The 23,163-nt window shown below is 45.3% G+C and carries 25 protein-coding genes; 16 read left to right on the top strand and 9 right to left on the bottom strand.

Going from position 1 to position 23,163, the window contains the following annotated elements:
• Positions 1–421 precede the first annotated feature (421 nt).
• Entirely contained in the window at positions 422–1,693 is a 1,272-nt protein-coding gene (locus FKQ60_RS14015; RefSeq protein WP_154170083.1) for a divalent metal cation transporter, read from the top strand.
• Positions 1,694–1,795: 102 nt separating this feature from the next.
• Here the strand turns inward: FKQ60_RS14015 and rapA are convergent, their stop codons facing one another.
• Entirely contained in the window at positions 1,796–4,705 is a 2,910-nt protein-coding gene (rapA, locus tag FKQ60_RS14010; RefSeq protein ID WP_170906664.1) for an RNA polymerase-associated protein RapA, read from the bottom strand.
• 445 nt (positions 4,706–5,150) lie between these two features.
• Between rapA and FKQ60_RS14005 the strand changes: the two genes are divergently transcribed.
• From FKQ60_RS14005 to FKQ60_RS13985, 5 genes are all read left to right on the top strand, one after another.
• Positions 5,151–6,527: a PhoH family protein gene (locus tag FKQ60_RS14005; protein ID WP_004394601.1), complete on the top strand. Its 1,377-nt coding sequence runs from the start codon at positions 5,151–5,153 to the stop codon at positions 6,525–6,527.
• A gap of 115 nt (positions 6,528–6,642) precedes the next feature.
• Positions 6,643–7,647, top strand: coding sequence for an ornithine carbamoyltransferase (argF, locus tag FKQ60_RS14000; protein WP_170906663.1), 1,005 nt, complete (start codon positions 6,643–6,645; stop codon positions 7,645–7,647).
• A gap of 260 nt (positions 7,648–7,907) precedes the next feature.
• Positions 7,908–8,837 (top strand): aspartate carbamoyltransferase, encoded by a 930-nt coding sequence (gene pyrB / locus FKQ60_RS13995; protein WP_161438766.1) that lies wholly within the window; start codon positions 7,908–7,910, stop codon positions 8,835–8,837.
• Positions 8,838–8,848: 11 nt separating this feature from the next.
• On the top strand, positions 8,849–9,316 hold the full coding sequence (gene pyrI, locus FKQ60_RS13990) for an aspartate carbamoyltransferase regulatory subunit (RefSeq protein ID WP_158138937.1): 468 nt from the start codon (positions 8,849–8,851) through the stop codon (positions 9,314–9,316).
• 141 nt (positions 9,317–9,457) lie between these two features.
• Complete coding sequence (locus FKQ60_RS13985; protein ID WP_004394597.1) at positions 9,458–9,847, top strand: RidA family protein; 390 nt, start codon at positions 9,458–9,460, stop codon at positions 9,845–9,847.
• Between the two features lie 100 nt (positions 9,848–9,947).
• On the opposite strand, the gene FKQ60_RS13980 is transcribed toward FKQ60_RS13985, so the two are convergent.
• The 8 genes from FKQ60_RS13980 to mlaF all read right to left on the bottom strand — a co-directional run bounded on the left by FKQ60_RS13980 (position 9,948) and on the right by mlaF (position 15,320).
• Positions 9,948–10,685 carry a 1-acylglycerol-3-phosphate O-acyltransferase gene (locus FKQ60_RS13980; protein WP_170906662.1) on the bottom strand — a complete coding sequence of 246 codons (738 nt, stop codon included), beginning with the start codon at positions 10,683–10,685 and terminating at the stop codon, positions 9,948–9,950.
• 72 nt (positions 10,686–10,757) lie between these two features.
• Complete coding sequence (gene murA, locus FKQ60_RS13975) at positions 10,758–12,023, bottom strand: UDP-N-acetylglucosamine 1-carboxyvinyltransferase (RefSeq protein WP_154170075.1); 1,266 nt, start codon at positions 12,021–12,023, stop codon at positions 10,758–10,760.
• Positions 12,024–12,032: 9 nt separating this feature from the next.
• A complete protein-coding gene (ibaG, locus tag FKQ60_RS13970) occupies positions 12,033–12,287 on the bottom strand; it encodes a BolA family iron metabolism protein IbaG (RefSeq protein WP_004394594.1) in 255 nt (84 codons plus the stop codon).
• Positions 12,280–12,606: a lipid asymmetry maintenance protein MlaB gene (locus FKQ60_RS13965; RefSeq protein ID WP_040904013.1), complete on the bottom strand. Its 327-nt coding sequence runs from the start codon at positions 12,604–12,606 to the stop codon at positions 12,280–12,282. Before FKQ60_RS13965 ends, ibaG begins: the two co-directional genes overlap by 8 nt.
• Entirely contained in the window at positions 12,603–13,241 is a 639-nt protein-coding gene (locus FKQ60_RS13960; protein WP_154170073.1) for a phospholipid-binding protein MlaC, read from the bottom strand. The genes FKQ60_RS13965 and FKQ60_RS13960 overlap by 4 nt, the downstream gene beginning before the upstream one ends.
• A 3-nt stretch (positions 13,242–13,244) precedes the next feature.
• Positions 13,245–13,733 carry an outer membrane lipid asymmetry maintenance protein MlaD gene (gene mlaD / locus FKQ60_RS13955; protein ID WP_154170071.1) on the bottom strand — a complete coding sequence of 163 codons (489 nt, stop codon included), beginning with the start codon at positions 13,731–13,733 and terminating at the stop codon, positions 13,245–13,247.
• A gap of 2 nt (positions 13,734–13,735) precedes the next feature.
• Positions 13,736–14,527: a lipid asymmetry maintenance ABC transporter permease subunit MlaE gene (mlaE, locus tag FKQ60_RS13950; RefSeq protein ID WP_154170069.1), complete on the bottom strand. Its 792-nt coding sequence runs from the start codon at positions 14,525–14,527 to the stop codon at positions 13,736–13,738.
• A complete protein-coding gene (gene mlaF, locus FKQ60_RS13945) occupies positions 14,517–15,320 on the bottom strand; it encodes a phospholipid ABC transporter ATP-binding protein MlaF (RefSeq protein ID WP_040904029.1) in 804 nt (267 codons plus the stop codon). Before mlaF ends, mlaE begins: the two co-directional genes overlap by 11 nt.
• A gap of 371 nt (positions 15,321–15,691) precedes the next feature.
• Between mlaF and FKQ60_RS13940 the strand changes: the two genes are divergently transcribed.
• The 10 genes from FKQ60_RS13940 to rapZ all read left to right on the top strand — a co-directional run bounded on the left by FKQ60_RS13940 (position 15,692) and on the right by rapZ (position 23,157).
• Positions 15,692–16,657 (top strand): calcium/sodium antiporter, encoded by a 966-nt coding sequence (locus tag FKQ60_RS13940; protein WP_154170067.1) that lies wholly within the window; start codon positions 15,692–15,694, stop codon positions 16,655–16,657.
• Between the two features lie 14 nt (positions 16,658–16,671).
• The gene (locus FKQ60_RS13935) at positions 16,672–17,646 is read left to right on the top strand and encodes a KpsF/GutQ family sugar-phosphate isomerase (RefSeq protein ID WP_004394588.1); all 975 of its coding nucleotides are present in this window, start codon (positions 16,672–16,674) and stop codon (positions 17,644–17,646) included.
• On the top strand, positions 17,646–18,203 hold the full coding sequence (kdsC, locus tag FKQ60_RS13930; RefSeq protein WP_161426696.1) for a 3-deoxy-manno-octulosonate-8-phosphatase KdsC: 558 nt from the start codon (positions 17,646–17,648) through the stop codon (positions 18,201–18,203). The genes FKQ60_RS13935 and kdsC overlap by 1 nt, the downstream gene beginning before the upstream one ends.
• Positions 18,200–18,763 (top strand): LPS export ABC transporter periplasmic protein LptC, encoded by a 564-nt coding sequence (gene lptC / locus FKQ60_RS13925; protein WP_040904008.1) that lies wholly within the window; start codon positions 18,200–18,202, stop codon positions 18,761–18,763. The genes kdsC and lptC overlap by 4 nt, the downstream gene beginning before the upstream one ends.
• A complete protein-coding gene (gene lptA, locus FKQ60_RS13920) occupies positions 18,744–19,241 on the top strand; it encodes a lipopolysaccharide transport periplasmic protein LptA (protein WP_040904005.1) in 498 nt (165 codons plus the stop codon). Before lptC ends, lptA begins: the two co-directional genes overlap by 20 nt.
• Before the next feature lie 2 nt (positions 19,242–19,243).
• Positions 19,244–19,969 carry an LPS export ABC transporter ATP-binding protein gene (lptB, locus tag FKQ60_RS13915; protein ID WP_004394585.1) on the top strand — a complete coding sequence of 242 codons (726 nt, stop codon included), beginning with the start codon at positions 19,244–19,246 and terminating at the stop codon, positions 19,967–19,969.
• A gap of 99 nt (positions 19,970–20,068) precedes the next feature.
• On the top strand, positions 20,069–21,523 hold the full coding sequence (locus FKQ60_RS13910) for an RNA polymerase factor sigma-54 (protein ID WP_161438763.1): 1,455 nt from the start codon (positions 20,069–20,071) through the stop codon (positions 21,521–21,523).
• Between the two features lie 23 nt (positions 21,524–21,546).
• Entirely contained in the window at positions 21,547–21,834 is a 288-nt protein-coding gene (hpf, locus tag FKQ60_RS13905) for a ribosome hibernation promoting factor (protein WP_004394583.1), read from the top strand.
• A gap of 1 nt (position 21,835) precedes the next feature.
• Positions 21,836–22,288: a PTS IIA-like nitrogen regulatory protein PtsN gene (gene ptsN, locus FKQ60_RS13900; RefSeq protein ID WP_004394582.1), complete on the top strand. Its 453-nt coding sequence runs from the start codon at positions 21,836–21,838 to the stop codon at positions 22,286–22,288.
• 8 nt (positions 22,289–22,296) lie between these two features.
• Positions 22,297–23,157 (top strand): RNase adapter RapZ, encoded by an 861-nt coding sequence (gene rapZ, locus FKQ60_RS13895; protein ID WP_154170061.1) that lies wholly within the window; start codon positions 22,297–22,299, stop codon positions 23,155–23,157.
• Positions 23,158–23,163 lie beyond the last annotated feature (6 nt).

The following is a 23,163-nucleotide window of genomic DNA, read 5'->3' as shown; positions in this document are numbered from 1 at the left end:
ACGCCGCATTATATACTTAAATAGGGTCAAGTTGCAGATTGATGGTAAGAGGGATGATCGGCACTTTATGCATCGCTTGAGCTTAGTAACTCCACCGAAAACGTAACTAAAAGTTGACAGAATATTAACCTATGATATTGATACGATATATTGACATAAGATCAATAATTCATATACCCAAATCACTTGGAGTTGCAGGTAGGCGGCAAGTGAGTTCATCCCCATGAGCATAGGCAGACGATGCGATCGGTGTGAACCAACGTAGCCAACACCGCTGTAGCTTCAAGTAGGAAGGGGATAGTGACCATAACAATAAATCAAACACAACTATCAATCATACCTCTGGCACTGAAGATTGCTGAATCATGGCCTAAAACCAAGTGACCGCAAACGCAAGTCAAAGGTAGAAAAAGGATCGAGAATGGAAAACAGTGTCCCTTATTCAAACACCGAAAAACTCAGGTTAAAACAATTAGTTCGCTCACTTGGTCCGGGGATCATGATGGCCGCAGCGGCAGTAGGAGGCTCCCATCTTGTCGCTTCCACTCAAGCTGGCGCAATTTATGGCTGGCAATTAGCGGCATTGATTTTACTGGTGAATTTATTCAAATACCCTTTCTTTAAAGCTGGTGTTCAATACACCATGGGAACCGGAGAAAGCCTCGTTGAAGGTTACGCTAAGCTAGGAAAAACCTACCTGTGGGGATTCACTCTATTAAGTATTTTCTCCGCAATAGTTAATACGGCTGCGTTACTGTTATTCAGTGCCAGTTTACTGGGTTACTTCATCCCATTTGAAATAGCGACCAGCGTACTTAGCGGCTTCATTTTAGTAACTTGTTTGATTATTTTGATCGCAGGGCACTACAAAGCTTTGGATGTTCTCTCCAAAACCATCATGGCAGTGCTCACCCTAGCGACTCTCACCGCGGTCTTTATTGCCGCAACTGGACCTGCCCCATTAACCGTGGTCAGCGAAACGCCCTCACCTTGGACATTCGCTGCGATCGGTTTTATCGTCGTGACGATGGGCTGGATGCCGGCACCGATTGAAATTTCGAGCTTAACCTCAATGTGGCTAAAAAGTCAGCGCCGCCAACAAAATGTGACTGCACAGTCAGCACTGTTTGATTTTAATGTCGGCTACATTGGTACTGCCGTGCTCGCTATCGTGTTTCTTGCCCTAGGCAGTTTGGTGCTACACGGTACAGGGGTTGAACTGGCACAATCAGGGATTGGATTTTCTCATCAACTGGTTGGTTTGTACGCTTCCACCATTGGTGAATGGTCGCGCTATTTGATTGCTGTTATCGCCTTTTTCTGTATTTTTGGCAGCACGATTACCGTGATTGATGGCTATTCGCGTGTAATTGCCGAAGCACAGCGTTTACTGCAACATAAAACTCACGCTTCGCCTCGTTTGTTTCAAACATGGCTATTTATCGTTTCAGCGCTGGCGTTAGCCATCATTGTCTTTTGGGCGTTTGCCTTGATGCCGATGCTCAACTTTGCCATGGTAATGGCATTTATGACCACGCCATTTTTTGCCCTACTTAATTACATCTTAGTCACTAAGACCCCTTTACCAGCCGAATTAGCGCTCGGTAAAAAAACGCGAGCGTTATCGATCGTCGGATTGATTTATCTATTCGGTTTCTTAGCGCTGTTTATTTGGTGGAAATGGCTAATCTAATCGTAAAAGCGGGGGCTCTATTTCACATCCGATTCGAACGGATCAAAAAAGGCTTTGTCATTTGACAAAGCCTTTTAACATTAAAGCGTACGAGATATAACGTTAGTTATGTGAAACCACAATCAAACGCAGTGAATCAAGTTGATATTGCGCTTGAGAAATATACCCACTTAATGCGCTCATCTGCTGCTCTAATGCGCTGATCTCTTCATCACGGATATTCGGGTTAACCGCTTTCAGTGCCAATAAACGCGCTAACTCTGCGTGCAAGTTATGCTCCATCTCCTGCTTGGCCTGCTCACGAATCGCCTCTACTTTCGCGCTAACCGCAGGATCGCTGGCAACGATCAAGCGATGAATCTCAGCCTGTACAGAAGCGACTAATTTACTGGCTAAATGACGATTCACCGGGCTTAACTGGCGATTAAAGCTTTCAAAATCGACTTGCGCCGATAAATCATTGCCGCGGCCATCCATCAGAATGCGGATAGGGGTTGCGGGTAAGAAACGGCTGATACCGCTGCTCTTAGGCGCTTGAGCATCCACCAGATAGACCATCTCTAATAGAATCGTCCCCACTGGCAGCGCTTTATTTTTCAACAATGATACCGCACAAACGCCAACCCCTTCACTCATTAGAAGATCAATCCCACCTTGAATCATCGGGTGCTCCCAACTGATAAAGTGCATATCTTCACGAGAGAGCGCTGTATTACGGTCAAAAGTAATCGTCGCCCCTTCATAAGGCAAACCGGGATAACTCGAAACCATCATATGTTCAGAAGGCGTAACCACTAAAGCATTGTCACCACGGTCATCTTGATTTAACCCAACGGCATCAAACAAACTTAATGCGAAAGAAACCAGATTGGTATCGCCATCGGTTTCTGCAATCGACTGAGCGATCTGCAACGCTTTTTCTCCACCATTCGAGTGCATTTCCAATAAACGGTCACGCCCTTGTTCCAATTGGCTTTTTAGGGTTTGATTAAGCTTAGCTGAAGCGTCGATCACGCTCTCCAATTCACTGCTGTCTGCCGTGGCTAGCATTGCGATCAAAGCTTCGGAGAATTGATCGTAGACCGCACGCCCAGTTGGACACGTTTCAGCAAAAGCATTCAATCCTTCATTAAACCAGCGAGCCAGAATCCCTTGTGACGACCCTTGCAAATAAGGTACATAAATATCGATGTCATTTTCTTGACCAATACGATCTAAGCGACCAATCCGCTGCTCAAGCAAATCAGGGTTAAACGGCAGATCAAACATAACCAGTTGGTGAGCAAACTGGAAGTTACGTCCTTCAGAGCCAATTTCACTACAAATCAGTACCTGAGCTCCGCCCTCTTCTTGAGCAAAATAAGCCGCCGCTTTATCACGATCAATGATCGACATTCCTTCATGGAACACCGTCGCGCGGATCCCTTCTCGCTCACGAAGAGCTTGCTCTAATTGCAACGCGGTACTTGAGCGAGATGCAATGACTAAAATCTTTTCGCTACGTTTGGCTTTAACCTTATCAATCAACCAATTGACTCGTGAATCAAACTGCCACCAGCTCGCATCATCGCCTTCAAACTCTTGGAAGATTTCTTCTGGATAGAGCATTTTCATCGCTCGCGCTTGTGGACTCAGCTTACCACCAATCATCCCCGCGACGCGCATTGAAGTACTGTACTGCGCTGGAATCTCCATCGGCAATAAATGCACGTTCCGCTTAGGGAAGCCTTTAATCGCAGCGCGCGTATTTCTAAATAGAACGCGTCCTGTACCGTGGCGATCCATAAGATTGCTGATCAACTCATCACGGGCAGCGGCTTTTTCCTGTTCGTCAGCTTGACTGTCTAGTACCCGCAGTAAGGGCTCGACGTCCTGCTCAGATAATAATTCCGCGATTTGATTTTTTGCGGTATCAGTCAATACAAGACCAGATAACAGCGCACTCACGGCATCAGCGACAGGCGCATATTGCTCTTCTTCTTTAACAAACGCGTCATAGTCATAAAAACGATCCGCATCCAACAAGCGTAAACGAGCAAAATGACTTTCGCGTCCCAATTGCTCTGGTGTCGCGGTTAACAATAATACCGCGGGTGTGCGTTCTGCTAATCCTTCGATGACTTGATATTCACGACTCGGTTTATCTTGGCTCCATTGTAAATGGTGCGCCTCATCAACCACTAACAGATCCCATTCCGCTTCGAGCGCTTGTTCAAAACGTTGCCGGCTTTTACGTAAGAAATCTAATGAACATAAAACATATTGCTGGGTTTCAAACGGATTATCCGCTTCGGCATAGGCCTCAACACAGCGCTCTTCATCAAATACCGAAAAGTGCAAGTTAAAGCGGCGCAGCATTTCTACCAGCCACTGATGCTGCAATGTTTCAGGCACCACAATTAAAATCCGCTCTGCACGTCCAGCCAACACTTGCTGATGAATGATCATCCCCGCTTCGATGGTTTTACCAAGACCTACTTCATCGGCTAACAAGACACGAGGGGCATAACGGCGACCCACTTCATGGGCAATGTATAATTGATGAGGAATTAACCCCGCACGCATACCACATAGGCCGCGCATTGGGCTTTTATGCTGCTGGTATTGATTGGTCAACGCACGATAACGCAACACAAAGTTATCCATCCGATCAATTTGCCCAGCAAACAACTTATCTTGTGGCTTATTGAAGCGGATTTGGTTACTCAGAAAAATCTCTCGCAATGCAATGCCTGCTTGTTGAGTATCTTCACGAGTCCCTAAATAGGTGAGTACGCCCTGATCTTCCACCACTTGTTCAACATTGAGTGACCAACCTTCTTGACTATCAACCGTATCACCGACATTAAAAGCCACTCGTGTGACTGGCGCATCATGACGCGCATACACTCGGTTCTCTTCGGATGCGGCAAACATTAACGTCACTGTACGAGCGTCCATCGCGACCACTGTACCCAACCCTAAATCACTTTCTGTATCACTTATCCAGCGTTGCCCTAAAGCAAAAGTCATCAAGACTACCTCATCTATTGGGATTAAACATTATCCGTTACCGTGACTGCACCGGCGTCAAGAAAAAGTCTACTTGTCCTACCGTTACGGTGCAGAAAAAGGTCGCTAATCTTACTTGATGGCGTGATACAGGTCACGCCCATTCCACGCTTTTTTTCTTGAGTGGCTGGCTGACATCAAAGTGTCACATTTTAATGGCAATGCTAATTCAATAGGTTGCTATACTGAAAAAGACCAGCAGGTTGCCAAACGATACCAAACTGGTATCAGCTTACGTCGACGTAAGGTTTGTTGGCATACGATATGCTTGTTCAAACAGAGAGTATCCATACCAGTTTGCCTTCTATCCGCAGTGATCGACAACCTGGCGACAGCGTAGAATCGATCGTAAGCACAAGAATGCAGACCTTCATTATACCCGCTATCACATAGCAAGGAGACGCTTATGGGCGATACTGACCGGAAACTGTTTGTCCTAGACACCAACATACTATTGCATGAACCTCTTGCAATTTACTCCTTCCAAGAACACGACGTCGTCATCCCGATGACCGTCCTCGAAGAACTCGACAGAATTAAAGACAGCAAACGCGATGTAGCCCGAGACGCACGAGTTGCCATCCGTGCCTTGGAAAACATTTTCCACGATGCAACACCGGATGAGATCTCTGAAGGTATCCCCTTAAAAAATTCAGGTGGCAATAAAGGAACGATTGCCATTTTGGCCGATTACGAAGTGCATGAAACGGTTAAAGCGTTTACCGACAAGGAGGGAGACAACCGGATCTTGAATGCCGTATTGCACCTACAAAATAAGCGCGCACCGCGTTCGGTGGTATTAATCACCAAAGACATCAACATGCGTTTACGTGCGAAGGGAGCGGGAGTACGCTTTGTTGAAGATTACCGAACTGACCAATTAATTGACGATGTACAATACCTAACAAAAGGCTTTCAGACCCGTCCCGGTAATTTTTGGGATAATGTCGATAGTGTGGACAGTTATACTCTGGGAGGCAAAACTTTCCATAAATTGGATCGCAAACCCTTCGAACCCACCTACATTAATCAATATGTATTGGATGAAGAAAGTGACTTCACCGCTCGAGTCGAAACCCTCAGCGATGACTCAATAACCCTACGTGATCTTGGACGTGAACGGCTCATGCACCGCAAAGTCTGGGACATTATGCCAAAAAACATTTATCAAGCCATGGCATTAGATGCCTTGCTCGATCCTGAGATTGATCTAGTCATTCTCACCGGCGCGGCCGGTAGTGGTAAAACGTTACTGGCTATGGCGGCCGCCTTAGACCAAACCATCGAACGCAAAATGTTCGATAAAATCATTGTGACTCGCAACACACCCGACATTGGTGAGTCGATTGGCTTTTTACCGGGTAGTGAAGAAGAGAAAATGATGCCGTGGTTAGCCGCCATCACCGATACTTTAGAAGCGCTGCACAAGCACGATCACTGTACCGAGGGCTCGCTCAAATACATCTGTGATAAAGCCAATATTCAATTTAAGTCGATCAACTTTATGCGTGGCCGCTCAATACAAAATGCCTTTGTCTTATTGGATGAGTGCCAAAACTTAACCGCATCACAAATTAAAACCATCATTACTCGTTGTGGAGAAGGAACCAAAATTGTCTGTTCAGGTAACTTGGCACAAATTGATTCCCACTACCTCACACCAGTAACTTCAGGGCTTACCTATATGGTTGAGCGTTTCAAAAACTTCGAAGGCAGTGCCAACATCCATCTCAATGGTGTCGTCCGCAGCCGCTTAGCCGAATTTGCGGAAGAAAACTTGTAATCCAATGCGGTGAGTTATTTCACATAACTCACCGCCCAACAAAAAATAATTATTCACTTTTATAGCATTTATATGTTTAACTGGTCCTATTCTTTTTTATGGTTAAGGACTCGATATGGCTTTTAATTTGCGTCAGCGTAATTTTCTAAAATTACTTGACTTCACTCCCCAAGAAATTCAATTTTTGTTGAGTCTAGCGGCGGACTTAAAGCGAGCCAAATACTCAGGCACCGAGCAAAAAACCTTGCTGGGCAAAAACATCGCGCTTATTTTTGAGAAAGCCTCCACACGTACTCGCTGCGCTTTTGAAGTTGCCGCCTTTGATCAAGGCGCTCAAGTCACCTATATTGGCCCTTCCGGATCGCAAATTGGCCATAAAGAATCGATGAAAGATACCGCACGAGTATTGGGCCGTATGTACGATGGCATCCAATATCGCGGTTATGGTCAATCGATCGTCGAAGAACTTGGCCAATATGCTGGGGTTCCAGTATGGAATGGCCTGACTGATGAGTTTCATCCAACGCAAATTCTGGCTGATTTCCTAACCATGCAAGAGTTTTCTCATGGTAAAGCTCTAGATCAAATCCGCTTTGCTTATCTTGGTGATGCGCGCAATAACATGGGTAATTCACTCATGGTCGGCGCGGTAAAAATGGGCATGGATATTCGCTTAGTCGCTCCTAAAGCTTTCTGGCCAGATCGTCAATTAGTCGATATTTGTCAAAGTATTGCCCAACAAACAGGGGCAAGTATTACCTTGACCGAAGATGTCGCAGAAGGCGTCAAAGGCTGCGATTTCCTCTACACCGATGTTTGGGTCTCAATGGGAGAAGAACCCGAAGCGTGGGACGAACGCGTGGCGATCATGACGCCTTATCAAGTTAATATGGCGGCTATTCGTGCCACGGGGAATCCTCGCGTTAAATTCATGCACTGCTTACCCGCCTTTCATAATGATCAAACCACCGTTGGTAAACAAGTAGCCGAAAAATATGGTATGCAAGGCTTAGAGGTTACTGAAGAAGTGTTTGAGTCCGAACACGCGATCGTGTTTGATCAAGCGGAAAACCGACTCCATACCATCAAGGCCGTAATGGTCGCCACCTTAGGTGGATAACCATGCATTTAATGGTTAATAAGTAAACGAGAAACTCACTAAGCAAACGCTTGCCTTGAGAAAAGTTCGGCGTATAATGCCCAGCAATTTGTCTAAGGGGTGGCTTGTGAACAGAAACGATATCAACCATGTTTCTATGCTTCATTGCGGTGAGCAATTTTGCTTACTAGTCAATGCGTTGTTACCCTTTATTGATAATAAATAGCCTCCCAGATCGGGGGGCTTTTTTATGGCCGAAACACCAAGCAAGGGAAGACATTATGACCAATTCGCTTTACCAAAAGCACATCATCTCCATTTCTGAGCTATCACGAGCAGAACTGGAATTGATTGTCCACACCGCAGGTCAGCTAAAAGCAGAACCGAAACCGACTCTGATTAAAGATAAGGTTATTGCCAGTTGTTTTTTCGAACCCTCAACTCGAACGCGACTCTCTTTTGAAACGGCGGTACAACGTATCGGTGGCAGCGTGATTGGTTTTGATAATGGTGGTAATACGTCACTGGCTAAAAAAGGCGAAACCTTAGCCGATTCAGTTCAGGTGATAGCCTCTTACGTTGATGCATTTGTTATGCGTCATCCTCAAGAGGGAGCCGCTCGTCTTGCTTCTGAATTTTCCAATGGCATACCGGTGATTAATGCTGGTGATGGTTCGAATCAACATCCGACACAAACCCTGCTCGACTTATTCTCCATTTTTGAAACTCAAGGCCGTTTAAATAACTTAAACATCGCCTTTGTCGGTGATTTGAAATATGGCCGTACCGTTCACTCTTTAACTCAAGCATTGGCGAAGTTTGACAACAACCGCTTCTTCTTTGTCGCTCCAGAAGCACTGGCAATGCCCGATTACATTTGTGAAGAACTTGATGATGCCGGGCTGCAATACAGCCTACATAGCGATATGGAAAGCGTGATCCCTGAACTCGACATTTTATACATGACACGAGTCCAAAAAGAACGTTTCGATGAATCAGAATACGCGCATATTAAATCCGCCTTCGTGTTAACGGCGACGATGCTGCAAGACGCTCGCTCAAACATGAAAGTCCTCCATCCGTTGCCACGGGTTGATGAAATCACAACGGATGTCGATAAAACCTCGCACGCCTACTTCTTTCAACAAGCCGAGAATGGGGTCTATGCCCGTGAAGCACTGCTCGCCCTTGTGTTAAATGAGTCACTGTAATGGAGCCGAACATGAATAAAGAGACTAAACTGCAAGTTGAAGCGATTAAAAACGGGACGGTTATTGATCACATCCCAGCCAAGGTTGGGATCAAAGTCTTGCGTTTATTTGATATGCACAACTCTCACCAACGCGTCACTATCGGACTCAATCTTCCCTCTTCTGCACTTGGCCATAAAGATCTCCTGAAGATAGAGAATGTCTTTATCAACGAAGATCAAGCCAATAAACTCGCACTTTATGCCCCCCATGCAACGGTTAACCAAATAGAAGATTATCAAGTCGTTAAAAAATTAGCCTTAACGCTGCCAGAAAAGATCAATAACGTTTTTGCTTGCCCAAACAGCAACTGTATCTCACACAATGAACCCGTTGAGAGTAGCTTCCGCATTTTTGAGAAAGCCAATGAAATTCGTCTTAAATGTAAATACTGTGAGAAAGTCTTTTCACGCGAAGTGGTCACCGAACGCGAAGCCTAAACAGAGTTCATTCGTACTAACGACGTAACATCCATAAACGAAGTGCAAACCGCCAAGGTTCTGCCGATTGCCTCTTTACCTCTACTAGGTTTAGAGGCACACTAAAAACTCATTTTTAATCAAGATTATGGAATAACTCGCATGACTAAAGTTCTGCATACCGAATCGGCTCCAGCGGCAATCGGTCCTTATATTCAGGGAATTGATTTAGGTAACATGGTGTTGACTTCAGGCCAAATCCCTGTAAACCCAGTGACAGGTGAAGTCCCTGCTGATATCGCTGCTCAAGCAAAACAATCTTTAGATAACGTTAAAGCGGTGGTTGAATCGGCAGGATTAACGGTAGGTGATATCGTTAAAATGACCGTTTTCGTCAAAGATCTCAATGATTTTGCGACCGTAAATCAAGTATACGGTCAATTTTTTGATGATCACAACGTCGCCAATTACCCAGCCCGTTCTTGCGTTGAGGTGGCTCGTTTACCGAAAGATGTTGGGATTGAAATTGAAGCGATCGCTGTTCGTCGATAAGCGTTCTCGCGAGAAAAAAGGTTGCTTGATAAGCAACCTTTTTTCTTTTCTCTGATGTATTAGCGAGACTTCAACGGCTCAGTAATTCTATAAAAGGCAATTATCCACGAGCTGGTTGAGCATCTAATCGCGCCACTTCGGCATCAAGTTCAGCCAATTTGATTTGCATATCATGGTGACACTGCTTAGATAATTCACGGACTTGTTCTCGAGTTAACCCTTCCGTACTAACGGGCGGCAGCATTTCGACAATCACATGACCATTATTCCAACGATTTAAACGTAAATGATTGGTAGAACTGCACACTATCGGAATAATCGGCACTTTCGCACCTATCGCAGCATGAAAAGCACCCGCTTTAAAAGGCAGTAACCCCCGGCCACGGGAACGCGTTCCTTCTGGGAACATCCAGACCGAAACGTCACTGTTATTCATACTATCCACCACTTGATCAATCGTGCCTTTGGCTTTGGCCTTATTGCTGCGATCAATCAAAATATTGCCGGTTAGCCAATACAACTGACCAAACAACGGCGTCCATAATAGGCTTTTTTTGCCTACCGTGACCACTTTGGGCGTCACCGCCGCAGAGACGGTAAAAAGATCCCAAGTATTTTGATGGTTAGCAATATAAATCGCCTGACCACGCTGATAAGCATCATCAGGAATACGCAGCTCTAAAGTAATACCAAATACCCGAGACATTTTGGCAAACAGACGGCCAAAGGTGAAAACGTGTTTTGGATTGCGCGGACTGAGCAAACAATAGCCACATCCAAAAACAAACATCACAACAGCAAATAGAGCTAATGCCAAAAGACGCAAGACAGCAATCATGCAGATTCTCCAATGGAGCTTAAATAAAAAAGCCGAAATCCTAAAATTTCGGCTCATTAACCCTTGAGCCCGTTAGTTTGGCTCACTGACACGTTCGATATGAGCCCCTAACGCCGACAATTTATCTTCGATGCGTTCATAGCCACGATCGATATGATAAATCCGATCAACGATGGTTTCACCTTTAGCAATACAACCCGCGATCACTAAGCTCGCGGAAGCTCGTAGATCCGTTGCCATCACTTGAGCTCCACTCAATGATTCGACATCACCACAAATCACCGTGTTCCCCTCAACTTCGGCTTTGGCTCCCATACGCATCAATTCAGGTACGTGCATAAAACGGTTTTCAAAGATGGTTTCGGTAATTTTACCGCCACCTTTGGCCATCATATTCAGGAGAGTAAATTGGGCTTGCATATCAGTCGGAAAACCAGGATGGGGAGCGGTGCGAATTGACACGGCTTTCAGCTCTCGCCCAGTCATGTCCAAACTTATCCAATCATCGCCAGTTTCAATTTCTGCGCCAGCTTCTTCTAATTTAGCGAGTACCGCTTCCAGTAAACTGGCTTTGGTATTGCGACAGAGGATCTTGCCATGAGAGACTGCCGCAGCAACTAAAAAGGTGCCCGTTTCAATGCGATCAGCAACCACAGCATGACGACCACCACCAAGACGTTCAACACCCTCGATAGTGATACTGTCTGTACCTGCACCGGTAATTTTAGCGCCGAGTTTATTTAAAAAGGCAGCAGTATCAACAATTTCCGGCTCTCGAGCAGCGTTATCTAATACCGTTTTACCTTCTGCCAATGTCGCGGCACACATGATGGTAATCGTGGCACCGACACTGACTTTGTCCATAACAATATGCGCACCTTGTAAGCGCCCATCAACGCTCGCTTTGACATAACCGTCTTCTAACGTAATCGTCGCACCCAATTGCTCGAGGCCATGAATATGCAAATCGACGGGACGTGCACCAATCGCACACCCACCGGGTAGCGAAACTTGGCCTTGACCAAAGCGCGCAACCAGTGGACCCAATGCCCAAATAGAGGCACGCATGGTTTTTACGAGGTCGTATGGCGCGCAATATTGGTTAATTTGGCTAGCGTCAACATGAACCGAACCATTACGTTCCACTTTTGCGCCTAAGCGTTTGAGCAGTTCCATCGTGGTGTTAATGTCACGTAAGTGAGGGACGTTAGCGACTTCAATTGGTTCTTCGGCCAAAATGGACGCAAATAAAATAGGCAGTGCAGCATTTTTTGCACCGGAAATGGTCACTTCACCTTGCAGCGGCTTATCTGACCCAATAACTCGAAATTTTTCCATTAAAAAACCTTACAGCGACATCAACTTTTTATTGCGAGCCCACTCTTGTGGGGTGAACGTTTTGATTGATACCGCGTGAATATCATTACGCTGAATGTACGCCATTAATGGAGCATAAATCAGTTGCTGTTTTTTCACTCGACTCATCGTCTCGAAGCTCGCATCAATCGCGATCACTTCATAATGGCTACCCTCACCTTTGACATGTAGCTCTTCAAGGTTGAGTGCTTGTTGTAATAATTGTTGTACTTGTGTGCTATCCACAATTCACCCCTGCTAATGGTTGAATATGTTGAGCCATCATCGCTTCGATGTTGCTCAACTGAAATAATGTGCGCAGTTGTTGTGGCACAAAACTCAGCATTATATGACAGTTTTGTGTTTTTGCATGCTCTATTAAGTGAATGAGCATTACCATCCCCGCAGAATCGATACGTTGTACCTCTGCTAAAGAAATCTCGCATTGCAAAGCCGTCGGTTGCCAGGTTTGTAAATGACGCCACAAGTTAGGAACGGTTTCTCTATCCAGCGCGCCTTTTAATAAGGCGTGTTCAGGATTGGTCATTTGCCATTGCTCACTCATTGTGACTCACTCTCAAAACGGATCGGTTGCTCTGATAAACGTTGCAACTCTTTCGCGACCGCTAAGATCCCGTCTTGACGGATTTTACCGCTCCACTCAGATTGCTTACTTGATAACAAACTGATCCCTTCTGCAATCATATCAAATCCTTTCCATTCTCCATTTCTCTCCTGACGCAGACGGAACTCAATTTTCACATTCGGTCTTGGTGGGTCGATCAGTTCCACCTGTACGCCAGTAATCCGTCGCCCTTCTGGGACTGGAACTTCAGGAGCAAACTCAACGCGCTGATCGTTATATTGAGTTAAGGCTTGTGCATAGCTTGTCACCATATAAGCGCGAAACGCCGTAATGAACTGGCCAACCTCTTCACGATTAGCCCCTTGTAAATGTGTGCCAAGTAGTTTCAACGCTGCATACTGCTCATTGATGTAAGGCATCAGCTCTTCTTCAACAATGACTTTAAGATACTCAGGATTGTCGCGAATCTTAGGTTGTTCCGCTTTTAAACGAGCAAATGACTTTTCTGCCACTTGTTTCATCATCTGATAAGGCTGCGTTTTATCAATCACTTCGGCTTGAATTGCCAATGAAAAAAACAGGCCTAGTACTAAAACCCAATACCGTTTCAACATGATTTACTCCTGTTTTTTACTGTCTGAACTGCCTACGCTATACAACACTTGGCCGATTAAATCTTCCAATACCAGCGCTGATTTGGTGTCTTCAATATGGTCACCATCTTTGAGCATTTGCTCATCATCAAAGACAAATCCGGGCACTAAACCTATGTATTGCTCACCAATTAATCCTGAAGTGAGTATTTTTACACTGGAGTTTTCAGAAAACTGATCATATCGACTATCGATTGCCATGGTCACAACCGGCAATAAACGATGACGATCCAACTGAATATCGGATACGCGCCCCACGACTACACCACCCACTTTGACTGGTGAGCGAACTTTCAAATTGCCGATATTATCGAACTCAGCGGTTAATGAGTAAGTATCGTTTGAACCTAACCCTTTCACGTCAGCTACGTGAAAAATCATAATAAGAATTGCGCAAATTCCTGCTAGCACAAAACTCCCTACCCAAAATTCTACTTTTCGTGTTTGCTGCATGTTTAATTCCCAAACATCAATGCGGTCAGAACAAAATCCAGTGCTAACACCGCCAAAGACGAGTGTACCACGGTACGTGTTGTCGCTCGGCTAATCCCTTCTGAAGTAGGAATAGCGTCATAACCGTTAAACAGCGCGATCCAAGTTACTGTGATCGCAAAGACCACACATTTGATCACGCTGTTACCAATATCTCTACCTAATTCAACCGACGATTGCATTACCGACCAAAAACTACCTTGATCAATACCTTTCCAATCAACGCCGACTAAATGCCCACCCCAAATGCCTACTGCCATAAAGATCATCGCCAGTAAAGGCATCGAAATCAGTCCAGCCCACAAACGTGGGGCAATGATTCGCTTAAGCGGATCCACGGCCATCATTTCTAAACTGGAGATTTGTTCGGTAGCTTTCATTAAGCCAATTTCCGCCGTCAACGCCGAACCGGCTCGTCCCGCGAACAGCAATGCCGTGACAACAGGGCCAAGCTCACGCAATAACGACAAGGCCACCATTTGCCCTAAGCTGGTTTCAGCCCCAAAATCCACTAGGATTACATAACCTTGCAAGCTGAGAACCATGCCAATAAACAGGCCTGAGACGATAATAATCGCCAGAGACTGTACGCCAACGCTGTACAATTGTTTAATCAGCAGAGGTAAATGTTGGATCGGTCTTGGTCTTCCCACCAGAGCCCCAAACAACATCAAGCTCGCTCGCCCAAAAGATTCGCCAACGCCTAAACAGCGCCGACCAAAGCGACTGATTGCTTGCTCCCAATTATTGGCCATCAAACAAGTCCTTCTCTATCGACTGCGCAGGAAAACGAAAAGGAACAGGCCCATCCGCTTCACCGCGTAAAAATTGTTGCACGCGTGGATCTGGGTTATTTTCCAGTTCCTGCGGCGTACCAAAAGCAATCACCTTGCCATCCGCCAATAAATAAACCCAATCAGCAATACTCATCACTTCAGGCACATCATGAGACACCACCACCGACGTTAAACCTAATGCTTGATTTAAGTTACGGATCAGCTCAACCAGAACCCCCATGGTGATAGGATCTTGGCCAACAAACGGTTCATCGTACATGATCAGTTCCGGATCAAGCGCGATGGCTCGCGCCAAGGCGGCTCGACGTGCCATACCACCAGACAGCTCGCTTGGCATTAAATGGGCAGCTCCGCGTAAACCCACCGCTTCAAGCTTAAGAAGGACCAGTGTTTTTATCAACGCCTCGTTTAATTTCGTATGTTCGCGAAGTGGAAAGGCGACATTATCAAACACATTAAGATCGGTAAATAGAGCACCTGATTGGAAAAGCATGCTCATTTTTTTACGGGCTTGATAAAGCTGTTTACGTGATAAATGGGGAATATTATCGCCATCAAACCAAATATCACCGGCTTCAGGCAGGAGTTGACCACCAATCAAACGTAACAAGGTCGTCTTGCCTATTCCAGAAGGCCCCATAATGGCGGTGATTTTCCCTTTCGGTACCTGCAGACTCACCTGATCAAAGATGAGACGATTGGCTCGGGAAAAGGTTAACTTATTGATGGTCACTAGATCAGTTTCGGACATACTCTCGATTCGCTGTTGTGGTTTTCCATCCAGATGATGCGCAATCATAAGCAGATTAGGCCTAAATTAAAAGCGCTGTTCAATTAGTCATTCGACAAGCCCTCTCTCCGGCCAGTGATATTTTGCTCTAATAACCTTACATCACTGACGATAAGAAGAGTGATGAAAACGTCATCGAACTTTTGACTATCCGGAAAAATCGGTAACAAAGTGTAAGTAAAGCGTCCGATTTCTCTCAATTAAGCGCAATCACGCATGAAAACCCTTGATAAAAATGCCACAATAAATGTTATCTTCGACTTCCCTTTTAGTGACCAACACGTCAAAATTAGCGGTTACTCATTCATTTTTTATTGAGATTAGGAATCGCCATGCTCGAAGCCACTGGATTACTGATTGTCGGCCTGATTCTACTGGTTTGGAGTGCCGATAAGCTGGTTTTTGGCGCTGCCGCCATCGCACGTAACGTCGGTATTTCTCCCTTAGTTATCGGGATGACTATTTTAGCGATGGGCTCATCAGCCCCTGAAATGATGGTTTCAGCTACCGCCGCTTTAGATGGCAAAACGGATACCGCGGTGGGTAACGTACTCGGTTCGAACATCGCCAATATTGCGTTGATCCTCGGCATCACGGCATTAATTAAACCATTATCAATCAGTTCAATGGTCTTGCGTCGCGAATTACCATTGATGGTTGGCGTGACGTTATTATCTGGTCTTCTGCTCTGGAATAGCTATTTAGGCTTTTATGAAGGTATTCTGCTGTTTGTTCTCTTTGCGGTGTTTATCTTAGCGATGTTACACATTAGCCGTAAAGAGCAGCAAAATGGTGATGCCTTATTGGCTGAATGTGAATCAGAGATTCCAAGCGATGTGAGTAATAAAAAAGCCATCATCTGGGTCGTTATTGGTCTAATACTACTGCCTTTTGCGGCCAGCATGCTTGTTGATAACTCAGTGATCATTGCCAAGTATTTTGGTATGAGTGATTTGGTTATCGGACTGACGATTATTGCCGTCGGAACCAGCTTACCAGAACTTGCTGCCTCGCTGGCTGGAGTATTAAAAGGTGAAGATGATATGGCCGTCGGCAATATCATCGGCTCGAATGTGTTTAATATTCTTGCCGTAATGGGTATTCCTGGGATTTTAAACCCATCGATACTGAGCGATAGCGTCATGGGCCGTGACTTTTGGGTCATGTTAGCGGTCTCATTATTACTAGTGATCATGGCCCTTGGTAAATCACGCAGTATTAACCGTCTCGAGGGTGCTGTACTGTTTATCATATTCATTGCCTATCAAGGGTATTTATTGATGAATATGGCTGCTTAATGTAGGGAATGGGAATGTCTGAAAACTTTGATTACCGCCGTGTTGCTCAGCAAGTGCTGGCCACTGAAATTGCCGGATTACAACAATTAGAACAGTACTTTAATGCTGATTTTACTCAAGCGTGTGAAATGATTATCGCGAATAAACAGGGTAAAGTCGCCGTAATGGGGATCGGTAAATCTGGGCATATTGGTAAAAAAATTGCCGCGACGTTAGCCAGTACAGGCACTTCGGCTTTTTTCGTACACCCAGGCGAAGCCTCGCATGGCGATCTTGGTATGATAGAACGCGGTGATATTGTGCTTGCCATTTCTAACTCTGGTGAATCTTCTGAGATTCTAGCGCTATTTCCGGTATTAAAACGGCTCAATAATCGCATCATCAGTATGACTGGTAACCCCCGTTCAACCATGGCGAACTTGGCCGATATCCATTTACAAATCACCGTTCCTGAAGAAGCCTGTCCGCTAGGTTTAGCGCCGACATCAAGCACCACAGCCACGTTAGTCATGGGCGATGCATTAGCCGTTGCACTTCTACAAGCACGGGGGTTTACCGCTGAAGATTTTGCCTTGTCACACCCTGGGGGCGCCCTTGGCCGTAAATTACTGCTTAAGCTATCGGATATCATGCACCAAGGAGAAGCGCTGCCTAAAGTTTCGCCTAATGCACTGATCAGAGAAGCACTACTAGAAATCAGTCAAAAAGGCTTAGGCATGACCGCCGTCGTCAGCGACGATGATCGCTTAGTGGGGATTTTCACTGATGGCGATCTGCGCCGAATTCTCGATAAACGAGTGGATATTCATAGCGCGACTATCGAGCAAGTCATGACGCAAAACCCAACCGTTGCTTCCCCCCACCTACTCGCGGTAGAAGGGCTAAACTTAATGCAAGAGAAACGCATTAATGGCTTAATGCTGGTCGATAACCATAAGTTGGTTGGCGCTTTAAATATGCACGACCTACTCAAAGCAGGAGTGATGTGATGACTCAACCAATCACCACTTTATATGGCCAAGTGGATGCAAATGTATTCGCCATCGCTAAGCAGATCCAACTGCTGATTTGTGATGTTGACGGTGTGTTCTCTGACGGGTTGGTCTACATGGGTAACCAGGGGGAAGAGCTAAAAACCTTCCATACCCGCGATGGCTATGGCGTAAAGTCTCTAATGAAAGCGGGAATTCAGATTGCGATCATTACAGGTCGTCAGTCAAAAATAGTCGAAAATCGCATGAAAGCGTTAGGTATTTCACTGGTTTACCAAGGCCAAGATGATAAGCTCAGCGCTTATCACGATATTTGTCAAAAGCTGGCCATTGCCCCAGAACACACCGCTTATATTGGCGATGATCTGATCGATTGGCCCGTCATGGACAAGGTCGCACTCAAAGTATGTGTCGCTGATGGACACCCTTTGCTGGTTCAAAAAGCCAATTATGTCACTCATATTAAAGGGGGACATGGGGCGGTACGTGAAGTCTGTGATCTTATTTTACAAGCTCGAGATCAACTGGAAACCTATCAAGGTCTGAGCATATGAGCTTGACTCGTATCCTTTATCTTTGTTTATTTTTTGTTGCTGCTTGGTCGGGGTATTATCTGCTGGATAAAGATCAATCGACGGCGATTCAAGTTACCCCAAATTTTGAGCTGCCGATGTTCAGCGGCAAACATCTCAACAACGTCACCTACAATCAACAAGGTGTACGGAATTATGAGATTATCTCACAACACTTAGATTTTTATGCGGAAAGTGGCAACACGACGTTTGAGTATCCCGTCCTTAAAGTGTATCGAGATGGAACAACCCAAGAGTGGCAATTAACGGCAAAACGCGGAATTCTCACTAAACAGCAAGTGTTGATCCTTTATGATGACGTTGTGGCCCATAATTTATTGGCCGATTCTGGCTTTGAACGACTCACAACCAGTAAATTTAGCATTCAACTTGATAATCGTGACTTTTGGTCTGATAGCCAAGTCACGTTGATCGGGCCACAGTTTGAAACTCACGGGCAGGCGATGAAGGGTAATTTGTCTGACCATTCGGCGGTTCTCTATAACCATGTACAAGGTAGATATGAAACTTTCACACCTTAGTCTTTTGGCTTGTTTATTTGCTTCGGCACCGACATTGGCTCTGTCTACTGATACCCAACAGCCCATTCATATCAACTCAGATAGCCTGCAGTTGGATATGAAGAACAACCGAGTGACCTATATTTCTAATGTTAAACTGGTTCAGGGCAGTATTAATATCAATGCTGAACGACTGGTCGTGATTCGTAATCCGGAAAACGGCAAAATCGAACAAATTGAAGGTTATGGCAATCCTGCTACCTTTTCCCAGTTGACCGATGAGGGAAAAACCTTGCACGGTCAAGCAAAGCAGCTGTATTACAAAATGGCTGACGACGAACTGCTGATGATTGGTCAAGCGATGTTAGCTCAAGATGACAGCGAGATCCGGGGTCAGCAAATTCGCTATCAGATCTCATCACAAAAACTGATTGCTGATGGACAGGGATCGGAACGCGTCTCTACCATTCTTCAACCTCAAGCCGTGCAGCAAGATTAATTATGTCGATACTCAAAGCAGAACATTTAGCCAAAAGCTATAAAAAACGTAAAGTTGTCTCCGATGTGAGCCTACAAGTTGAATCTGGGCAGATCGTCGGTTTACTTGGCCCCAATGGTGCCGGTAAAACCACCTCATTCTATATGATTGTTGGCTTGGTCGCGCGCGATGAAGGTTCGATCATGATCGACGATAAAGACATTAGCATTTTGCCGATGCACAGCCGATCACGACTAGGCATTGGTTATCTACCGCAAGAAGCCTCGATTTTTCGCAAATTATCGGTCGAGGATAACATCATGGCGGTCTTACAAACGCGTGAAGAAATGACCCATGAAGAGCGACAAGATAAACTTGAAGATCTTCTCGAAGAGTTTCATATCCAACATATTCGTCATAGTGCCGGCATGGCACTGTCAGGCGGTGAACGCCGCCGAGTAGAAATTGCCCGCGCATTGGCTGCCAATCCGAAATTTATCTTACTCGATGAGCCATTTGCTGGCGTCGATCCTATTTCAGTCATTGATATTAAGAAAATCATTGAGCACTTGCGCGATCGTGGACTGGGTGTGCTGATCACCGACCATAACGTACGAGAAACCCTCGACGTGTGTGAAAAAGCCTATATTGTCAGTCAAGGACGTTTGATTGCCGAAGGTACACCACACGAAGTCCTGAATAATGAACAAGTAAAACAGGTTTATCTTGGTGAACAATTCCGTCTATGATTACAGTACGACTACTTATCGATGATCAGTAGGATAGGCATTAACGTCGCAGGATAAACATCAAGTAAGGCATCACCTAGACAAGGTAGTTAATACTGAATGAAACCTTCATTACAGCTCAAGCTTGGTCAACAGTTAGCCATGACTCCCCAGTTGCAGCAAGCCATCCGTTTGCTGCAACTCTCTACCTTGGATCTACAACAAGAGATCCAAGAAGCTTTGATCTCTAACCCGCTACTGGATGTTGAAGAGACCATTGAAGAGTTCTCCGCTAACGACAACTCTGCGCGCAATGAAGACCCAGCTCCCAGTGCAGAGGCGAGCGAACCAGAAGACAGTTCACAATTAATCGAAAAATCAGAAATCAGTGCCGAACTAGAAATGGACGCCACTTGGGATGATGTCTACAGCGCTAACAGTGGCAGTACGGGGTTAGCCTTCGACGATGACTTACCGGTTTATCAAGGAGAGACCACCGAAACGCTACAAGATTATTTATTGTGGCAACTGGATCTGACCCCTTTTAGTGATACCGATCGTACCATCGCCCGAGCGTTAATCGACGCGATCGACGATCACGGTTACCTCACTGTCCCGCTGAGTGAGATTTTAGAAAACTTCGCAGAACAAGAGATCGAACTCGATGAAGTAGAAGCGGTTCGCAAACGTATCCAACAGTTTGATCCCCTTGGCGTCGCGTCGATCAATCTGCAAGATTGCTTATTACTGCAATTGGCAACCTATCCGAGTGAGACACCTTGGTTAAGCGAAGCCAAACTGCTACTCACTGATTACATCGACCTGTTGGGTAATCGTGACTTTAAATTGATTGTTAAAGAGAGCAAACTCAAAGAAGAGGTCTTACGTGACGCGCTACAACTGATTCAACAGTTAGATCCTCGTCCAGGTAATCGAATCTCTCAAGAACAAGCAGAATATGTCGTTCCCGATGTCTCGGTTTATAAAGACCGAGGTAAATGGCAAGTCAGCATTAATCCCGATAGCGTCCCGAAATTAAAGATCAATCAGCAATACGCTAGTCTTGCCCGCGGTAATAATCCTGACAGCAACTACATTCGGTCGAATTTGCAAGAGGCAAAGTGGTTAATTAAGAGCCTAGAAAGCCGAAACGAGACCTTGCTCAAAGTTGCCAAGTGCATAGTTGAACATCAACGCGATTTCTTCGAATATGGCGAAGAAGCCATGAAACCGATGGTGTTAAATGACGTGGCACAGATCGTGGAAATGCATGAATCAACCATTTCTCGAGTGACGACCCAGAAATACATGCACACCCCACGGGGTATTTTTGAATTAAAGTACTTTTTCTCAAGTCATGTCAGTACCGATAATGGCGGAGAGTGTTCATCGACTGCGATTCGCGCCCTGATTAAAAAATTGGTGGCGGCAGAAAACCCAGCGAAACCATTAAGTGATAGCAAAATCGCAGCCCTACTCGCTGATCAAGGGATTCAGGTAGCAAGACGGACCATTGCGAAATACCGTGAATCCTTGGCGATTGCGCCCTCGAGTCAGCGGAAACGCCTGTTATAAGGCCCAACAGAGAAGGAATGTCTATGCAAATCAATATCCAAGGCCACCACATTGATCTTACCGATGCAATGCAAGACTATGTTCATTCGAAGTTTCAAAAGCTTGAGCGCTTTTTCGAGCATATCAATACCACTCAAGTGATTTTACGGGTTGAAAAACTTCGCCAGATCGCCGAAGCTACGCTCCACGTAAACCAGGGAGAAATCCACGCGACGGCAGACGATGAAAATATGTACGCCGCGATCGACAGTTTAGTGGATAAACTCTCTCGTCAACTCAACAAGCATAAAGAAAAGCTAAGTAGCCATTAACATGCAATTAAGCGAAGTACTCTCATTGGACTGCACCAAAAGTGCAGTCCAATGTTCTAGCAAGAAACGAGCATTAGAAATCATCAGTGAAATCGCCGCTCAACATACTGGTCAAAATGCCACTGAGCTGTTTGAATGCATGCTCAGTCGTGAAAAAATGGGCAGTACTGGCATCGGCAATGGTATTGCGATTCCCCATGCCCGAATGACTGACAGTGAAAAGGCGGTCGCCGTATTGATTCAGTGTGCTGAACCGATTGAGTTTGATGCCATTGATAACCGACCGGTTGATCTTTTGTTTGCTTTACTGGTTCCAGAAGAGCAGTGTAAAGAACACTTGAAAACCTTATCTTGCATGGCCGAACGCCTCAACGACAAGCAAATTCTTAAGCAGCTCAGACACGCCGAAAGCGACCAAGAGCTATACGATATTATGCTCAATCAACCTCAATAGGTCTTGTGATGCGTTTAATTGTAGTGAGTGGTCAATCTGGCGCGGGGAAAAGTGTCGCCTTACGAGTCCTTGAAGACTTAGGTTACTATTGTGTCGATAACCTGCCCGTTAGCTTATTAGATGCCTTCATACAATCGGTGCAAGACAGCAAACAAAATGTCGCGGTGAGTATTGATATCCGTAACTTACCGAAAGAACCGAGTTTGGTGGAAGATGTCTTAGACCAACTCAAAAAAAATAATGATGTCAGTGTACTCTTTCTGGACGCCAGTAAAGAGACACTGCTCAAACGCTACAGTGAAACACGCCGCATTCATCCATTATCATTACAAGATGATAAACCGACCTTAGCTCAAGCCATCGAGCGGGAAAAGTGTCTATTAGCGCCATTAAAAGAGCAGGCGGATCTGTTACTAGACAGCAGCAATCAATCTTTGCATGAGCTGAGTGAGACCGTACGTATGCGAGTCGAAGGGCGTGAACGGCGTGATTTAGTGATGGTCTTCCAATCCTTTGGCTTTAAATATGGTATACCAAGCGACGCGGATTACGTATTTGATGTGCGTTTTTTACCCAACCCTCACTGGGAGCCAGATTTACGCCCTCTCACTGGACTGGATGCACCGATCAAATCGTTTCTTGAAAGTCACAGCGATGTCATTGAATTAAAACTGCATATTCAACGTTTTTTTGAATATTGGTTACCGCTACTGGAAAAAAACAATCGCAGTTATTTAACCATTGCGATTGGCTGTACAGGCGGCAAACATCGCTCGGTGTATCTCACTCAACAGCTCGGTGAGTACTTCGCCCAACTGGGTCATCAAGTCCAGATACGCCATCATTCATTAGAGAAACATCAAGGATAATCCCTT

The sequence above is a fragment of the Vibrio sp. A11 genome (assembly GCF_013048705.1).
GTDB lineage: Bacteria > Pseudomonadota > Gammaproteobacteria > Enterobacterales > Vibrionaceae > Vibrio > Vibrio metschnikovii.
This window is presented reverse-complemented; position numbering and strand designations above follow the sequence as displayed.

Coding starts and splice junctions, on each gene's coding strand:
- FKQ60_RS14015 (WP_154170083.1), top strand. CDS start 422: ATGGAAAACAGTGTCCCTTATTCAAACACCGAAAAACTCAGGTTAAAA.
- rapA (WP_170906664.1), bottom strand. CDS start 4,705: ATGACTTTTGCTTTAGGGCAACGCTGGATAAGTGATACAGAAAGTGAT.
- FKQ60_RS14005 (WP_004394601.1), top strand. CDS start 5,151: ATGGGCGATACTGACCGGAAACTGTTTGTCCTAGACACCAACATACTA.
- argF (WP_170906663.1), top strand. CDS start 6,643: ATGGCTTTTAATTTGCGTCAGCGTAATTTTCTAAAATTACTTGACTTC.
- pyrB (WP_161438766.1), top strand. CDS start 7,908: ATGACCAATTCGCTTTACCAAAAGCACATCATCTCCATTTCTGAGCTA.
- pyrI (WP_158138937.1), top strand. CDS start 8,849: ATGAATAAAGAGACTAAACTGCAAGTTGAAGCGATTAAAAACGGGACG.
- FKQ60_RS13985 (WP_004394597.1), top strand. CDS start 9,458: ATGACTAAAGTTCTGCATACCGAATCGGCTCCAGCGGCAATCGGTCCT.
- FKQ60_RS13980 (WP_170906662.1), bottom strand. CDS start 10,685: ATGATTGCTGTCTTGCGTCTTTTGGCATTAGCTCTATTTGCTGTTGTG.
- murA (WP_154170075.1), bottom strand. CDS start 12,023: ATGGAAAAATTTCGAGTTATTGGGTCAGATAAGCCGCTGCAAGGTGAA.
- FKQ60_RS13965 (WP_040904013.1), bottom strand. CDS start 12,606: ATGAGTGAGCAATGGCAAATGACCAATCCTGAACACGCCTTATTAAAA.
- FKQ60_RS13960 (WP_154170073.1), bottom strand. CDS start 13,241: ATGTTGAAACGGTATTGGGTTTTAGTACTAGGCCTGTTTTTTTCATTG.
- mlaD (WP_154170071.1), bottom strand. CDS start 13,733: ATGCAGCAAACACGAAAAGTAGAATTTTGGGTAGGGAGTTTTGTGCTA.
- mlaE (WP_154170069.1), bottom strand. CDS start 14,527: ATGGCCAATAATTGGGAGCAAGCAATCAGTCGCTTTGGTCGGCGCTGT.
- mlaF (WP_040904029.1), bottom strand. CDS start 15,320: ATGTCCGAAACTGATCTAGTGACCATCAATAAGTTAACCTTTTCCCGA.
- FKQ60_RS13940 (WP_154170067.1), top strand. CDS start 15,692: ATGCTCGAAGCCACTGGATTACTGATTGTCGGCCTGATTCTACTGGTT.
- FKQ60_RS13935 (WP_004394588.1), top strand. CDS start 16,672: ATGTCTGAAAACTTTGATTACCGCCGTGTTGCTCAGCAAGTGCTGGCC.
- kdsC (WP_161426696.1), top strand. CDS start 17,646: ATGACTCAACCAATCACCACTTTATATGGCCAAGTGGATGCAAATGTA.
- lptC (WP_040904008.1), top strand. CDS start 18,200: ATGAGCTTGACTCGTATCCTTTATCTTTGTTTATTTTTTGTTGCTGCT.
- lptA (WP_040904005.1), top strand. CDS start 18,744: ATGAAACTTTCACACCTTAGTCTTTTGGCTTGTTTATTTGCTTCGGCA.
- lptB (WP_004394585.1), top strand. CDS start 19,244: ATGTCGATACTCAAAGCAGAACATTTAGCCAAAAGCTATAAAAAACGT.
- FKQ60_RS13910 (WP_161438763.1), top strand. CDS start 20,069: ATGAAACCTTCATTACAGCTCAAGCTTGGTCAACAGTTAGCCATGACT.
- hpf (WP_004394583.1), top strand. CDS start 21,547: ATGCAAATCAATATCCAAGGCCACCACATTGATCTTACCGATGCAATG.
- ptsN (WP_004394582.1), top strand. CDS start 21,836: ATGCAATTAAGCGAAGTACTCTCATTGGACTGCACCAAAAGTGCAGTC.
- rapZ (WP_154170061.1), top strand. CDS start 22,297: ATGCGTTTAATTGTAGTGAGTGGTCAATCTGGCGCGGGGAAAAGTGTC.